A 4,515-nucleotide genomic window follows, 5' to 3' on the forward strand; every position below is an offset into this window, starting at 1 on the left:
CTCGGTGGCCGGACCAGCCGACGTCGCGACAAGAAGATCCGATGCGCCGGCGGCTTTTTCGGGATCGGTGACGACTTCGATATCTCGATCTGGGTGCTGCTCGCGTAAATGTGCGCGCACCGAGGCGATGCCGTCGGGATGTGTGGCAAACAGCATCAGCCGATCCAGCTTCGGCAACGCGGTCAGCAAGAACGAATAGGTGTACCGAGCTTGGGCGCCCGACCCCGTTACCAGTGCGGAGCGCGCCACCGCGGGCGCGCAGGCACCGGCGATCAGCGCGGTATTGGCCGCCGTTCGCAGGGCAGTGACTCGGAAGCAGTCCATGAATGCGATCGGCAAACCGGCCTCATCGTCGTATAGGGTGATCGTGATGTACTCTTTTTTCCCCTCGTCGTTTTGCATGTAATAGTCTTTAAATGCTGTGATATGGGACCCGCCGTCATAGCCGGGCATCGCATAAGCGGCCGAATCCCGGTGCGGAGAACGCATCATGATTTTCGCCGGTGCCACCGAAATGCCATCAGCCACACGCAGGTAGGCACCGCGCACGAGCTCAATCACCTCGGCAGGCGCGATCGGAATGTCGGCAACGTCGCTGCGCGTCAGCACGCGCAGCACGACATCCTCACGGTCTAGGATCTGGTGTACCGGTTGGCTTGCTACTGGAGAGACCATTTTTGTCAGCCGTTCACTAATTATCTGTTAGGTCTAAGCGATAGTCGAGAATCGACGCGAAGACGCCGCTAGTTTTCAGTCGTGCGACGCCCTATGCGCTGGGATTGTCAATTCTGCCGCGTTATTTCCACTCCGAGTTGGCGCAGGGTTTTGCCGCCCCGATCGATCCCACGTCACCGTCTTCGCATCTACCACGGTGGTGCATCGGGTCCAGGAGTTCACGACCCGTTCTCCGGGGTGAGCGATGACGGCGGGTTCCGGCGTGGGTTGCCAGTCCAGCAGGTGGTGTTGGCGACAGTACTCATCGTTGTAGACGGTGTCGAAGTAGCGTTGCGGGCCGTCGGGGAAGACCGCGGCGATGGTGATATCACGCGGGAATTTACGCGCGGCCCAGCCGGCGACCAGCGCGACGGCCCCCACACTCCAGCCACCGCTGGCGAACTGGGTGCCCGCCAGGGTCCGACACGCCCATACCGCCTCCGCGGGTGCCACCCAATGCACCTCATCGAACGCGTCGTAGTCGATGTTGCCCGGAAAAATGCTTGAGCCCAGCCCGCGCATCAAACGACTGGCGGCGGGCTGACCGAAGATCGTCGACCCGATGGTATCGACCCCGATCAGTCTCATCGCGGGGGTGAACTGGCGCAACACCCGCGTCACCCCCGCCGAATGCCCACCGGTGCCCACCGAGCACACCAGCACGTCGATCTGGCCAAGCTGATCGAGCAACTCCAACGCCAGCCACTGATAGCCGGCCACATTGTCGGGGTTGTTGTATTGGTCGGGATTCCAGGCATCGGGGTCGGCGGCCAACAACTGCGCGACCCGGTCGTTGCGGGCCTGCTGCCACCCGCCGACCGGATGCGGCTCGGTAACCAGATCGACATCGGTGCCATAAGCGGTCAACATCTTCCGGATGATCGGCTCCATCCCGGTATCGGTGACCACCGAGACCGGATGCCCATACACCTGGCCCGCCAAGCCCAAACCCAATCCCAGGCTGCCGCTGGTGGATTCCACGATGCGCGCCCCGGGCCGCAGGTCACCGCGGGCCCGAGCCATCTCGACCATGTGCACGGCTGGACGGTCTTTCATGCTGCCGCCCGGATTGAGCCCTTCCAACTTGGCCCAAAAGCCCCGGCCGGCAGGGCTAAACGGCTCCGAAACCCGCAGCACCGGAGTGTGACCCACCAGGGCACTGGACCGCCGATAGGTACCACCCGGCCGCGGCTGTCCGCCATCGCGCCCCTTGAACGCCTTGAGAACCGGAGGGGGATGGCGGTAATTGTCAGTGGGTAAAGCGTCAGTCATCTGCTCATCGCTTTCATGGGTGCCGCCAACGCGGCGATTGACATGGGCCAGCCATCACCGGCCGTCGGCGCAAGGCACAACGACCTGACGCTGACCAGTCAGCGACAAGACAAGCAGAACCGAACCAAAATATCTCGCCCGGCCAACACAGCAGCGGGCCCCACCGGCGGACCGCGACCAGCAGGCACCACATGGTGGATGAGCCAACCCGCACCCGCGGCCGCCATCACCGTCACCACGCCCACCGCCAACACCGTGCTCGCCGACCGCGGCAACACCGCGGTCATGAACTGCTCAGGGTGCGCCGACGACGAATGCTTACTCACATGCGGATGATCGACGTTGATGGCAAATTCAGCACCCAGCGAGGTGGCTAACGCGTGTGCCGGATGTGGAACGGGCGACTCCGAATGAAACAGCTCATTGTGGGCGCCGATAACAACCACCCACAGCGCCATCCACGCCACACTGGCCACGGCAACCACATACCGCAGCCGCGACGTCCCGGCGGCGCCGACAAACCTCATAACAGCTCCAACGTTAACACTGCGCTGACCACCCTGCAGTCCTACAACGTGTTGTCGCCGACTAGTTACCAATCCACAATCGTCGATACCATTGACCGCCGTGGTGGACCCCCGCCGCGAACTCCCATCATATCGTGCAGACCTCACCAATGAGGCGCGCGATGCTGCTCGTGGCTCGTATCGGCCGCGTGTTCCCGTCGGTAGCAAGCCCCTTCCCGGGGTGTCACGGGCGTCGCCGGAGGAGTCCGCGATCGGTGCGGTGCCGGCGTAGGTGGCGAACGCGTCGGCGGAGCGGAAGCGGTGAAGATTGCCGACGCGGCCGAGAATCTTGGCGGCGTTTGGGGGAAGCTGAATCACCCGATCACCAAATCAAGACGGCGACATGTTCTTCGCAGCTGTCAACAGCGGCTGAAAATTGACCCCTTTTCGACGGGCGGGTTCTAGGCTGACCGCGGCCAGAATTCACGTTGCTGCTGACGGTAGGCACCCGACACCGGTAGTGGTTAGCCATGATCCGGTGCAGATGATCGCCTTTCAACGCACATACCCACACCACACGCTTGACCAAGCACAAGGCTTCGATCGCTGATTCGGGCAGACTCGTTTGCATGCTCATCGGCACATGCTCGCCGGCAGCGCACCCTCAAGAGCCTTCAGGGTCGGCTCGAGAACGGCCACATTGCCCAGGTGGCTCGCCGACGAGCCCGGATCTTTCAGCCCGGTAGACGTCGACAACAGGACCACAGTCTCATCGGGATCGATCCACTTGCTGGCGGCAAGTTTCTGTGCGGCCAAAAGCGTCAACACCGATGCGCCTTCTGCGTAAAAGCCTTCGGTCGAAGCCAATTCAAGTTGCATACCTGCGATCGCGTCATTGCTTGGCTCGGCTACTGCCGTCCCCTTGGTAGCTGTTATGGCGGCCAATCCCTGATACGTGGCGACACGCGCAGCGACCGAGAACGCCATGGAAGGCTGTGTGGGAACCGTGGGCTGCTCTCCCTCCCGGGAACGCAGCCCACACGCATAGGCGCCGAACGGATCAATCGCAACCAGCCTGGGCATGCGGTCGGCCAGACCCAATTCGATAAGGTCGGAAAACCCGCGGCGAATACCGGCCAATCCATCGCCGTGGGCCGTGGGCACCACGACCACACGGGGCGTTTCGCCGAGTTGTCGCCACAACTCGTAGGCAATCGTCTTGTATCCCTCGATGCCAAAGGGATTGGAGCCAATCGGGGGGGTCACAAGCCCAGATATCGGCGTCCAGCCGAACTCCTCGACCGCGGCCCGCATCACCGACCACCGATCTGGGCCTCTGTCGTAGGCGACGACGCAAGCGCCATACGCCTGCATCAGAATGTGGATCTCGCGCGGTACGGACGACACGGTGAGCACCACGCAGCCAAGCCCGGCGGCCGCGGCGTAAGCGGCAACCGCTGCCCCATGGTTCCCGGTTGAGGACACGACGACGGTTGACGCTCCGCACGCGGTCGCCTTGGTGATCGCGACCGCCGCGAGCCTGTCTTTGTACGACCACGTCGGGTTGCGTGTTTCGTCTTTGAGCATGAGCTTGCGCAATCCCAATCGAGGACCCAGCCGGCTCAACGAAACCAGAGGCGTCGCACCTTCTCCCAGGCTCACCGGGACATCGTCGGGCGCCAACGGCAGCAATTCCCGGAAACCGAACACGCCTGATTGTGAGGCGTCCCATGGCATGGTTCCCGGCGTCAACGCGTATGCCGGGCTGAGGTTGACTCCTACACCGCGATGGGCGCACTCGGGACATCCCAACGATGCTCGAGCTTCAGGTGCTTGCAACCCGCAACGGGGACAACGCAAGACCCCGAGATAGCGGGCGTTCACAGGCCAACGGCGGCAAACTCGGGGTCGAGTGTCGTCAACAACTCGGCCGCTTCACCGGCTGCAGCGCTGCCAGCTTTGACCATCAGTCCATACCACCTGACCCGATAGTAGGGGTCAAGTCCACCGACCTGGTCGGCCG

3 protein-coding genes and 2 pseudogenes are annotated in these 4,515 nt (G+C 62.9%); all 5 read right to left on the minus strand.

Annotation, left to right across the window (positions count from 1 at the left end):
* Positions 1-618, minus strand: a pseudogene (locus F0Q45_RS24440) (ornithine cyclodeaminase); the annotation flags it as partial.
* A 132-nt stretch (positions 619-750) separates the two neighbouring features.
* Positions 751-1,986, minus strand: coding sequence for a PLP-dependent cysteine synthase family protein (locus F0Q45_RS24445; RefSeq protein ID WP_149656349.1), 1,236 nt, complete (start codon positions 1,984-1,986; stop codon positions 751-753).
* A gap of 98 nt (positions 1,987-2,084) precedes the next feature.
* Complete coding sequence (locus F0Q45_RS24450) at positions 2,085-2,513, minus strand: hypothetical protein (RefSeq protein ID WP_149656351.1); 429 nt, start codon at positions 2,511-2,513, stop codon at positions 2,085-2,087.
* Positions 2,514-2,789: 276 nt separating this feature from the next.
* Positions 2,790-2,870: pseudogene (locus F0Q45_RS29685) on the minus strand (hypothetical protein); the annotation flags it as partial.
* 255 nt (positions 2,871-3,125) lie between these two features.
* The gene (locus tag F0Q45_RS24460; RefSeq protein WP_149656350.1) at positions 3,126-4,229 is read right to left on the minus strand and encodes a threonine synthase; all 1,104 of its coding nucleotides are present in this window, start codon (positions 4,227-4,229) and stop codon (positions 3,126-3,128) included.
* Positions 4,230-4,515: the final 286 nt, after the last annotated feature.

The organism is Mycobacterium simiae (genome assembly GCF_008370645.1).
GTDB classification, from domain to species: Bacteria; Actinomycetota; Actinomycetes; order Mycobacteriales; family Mycobacteriaceae; genus Mycobacterium; species Mycobacterium simiae_A.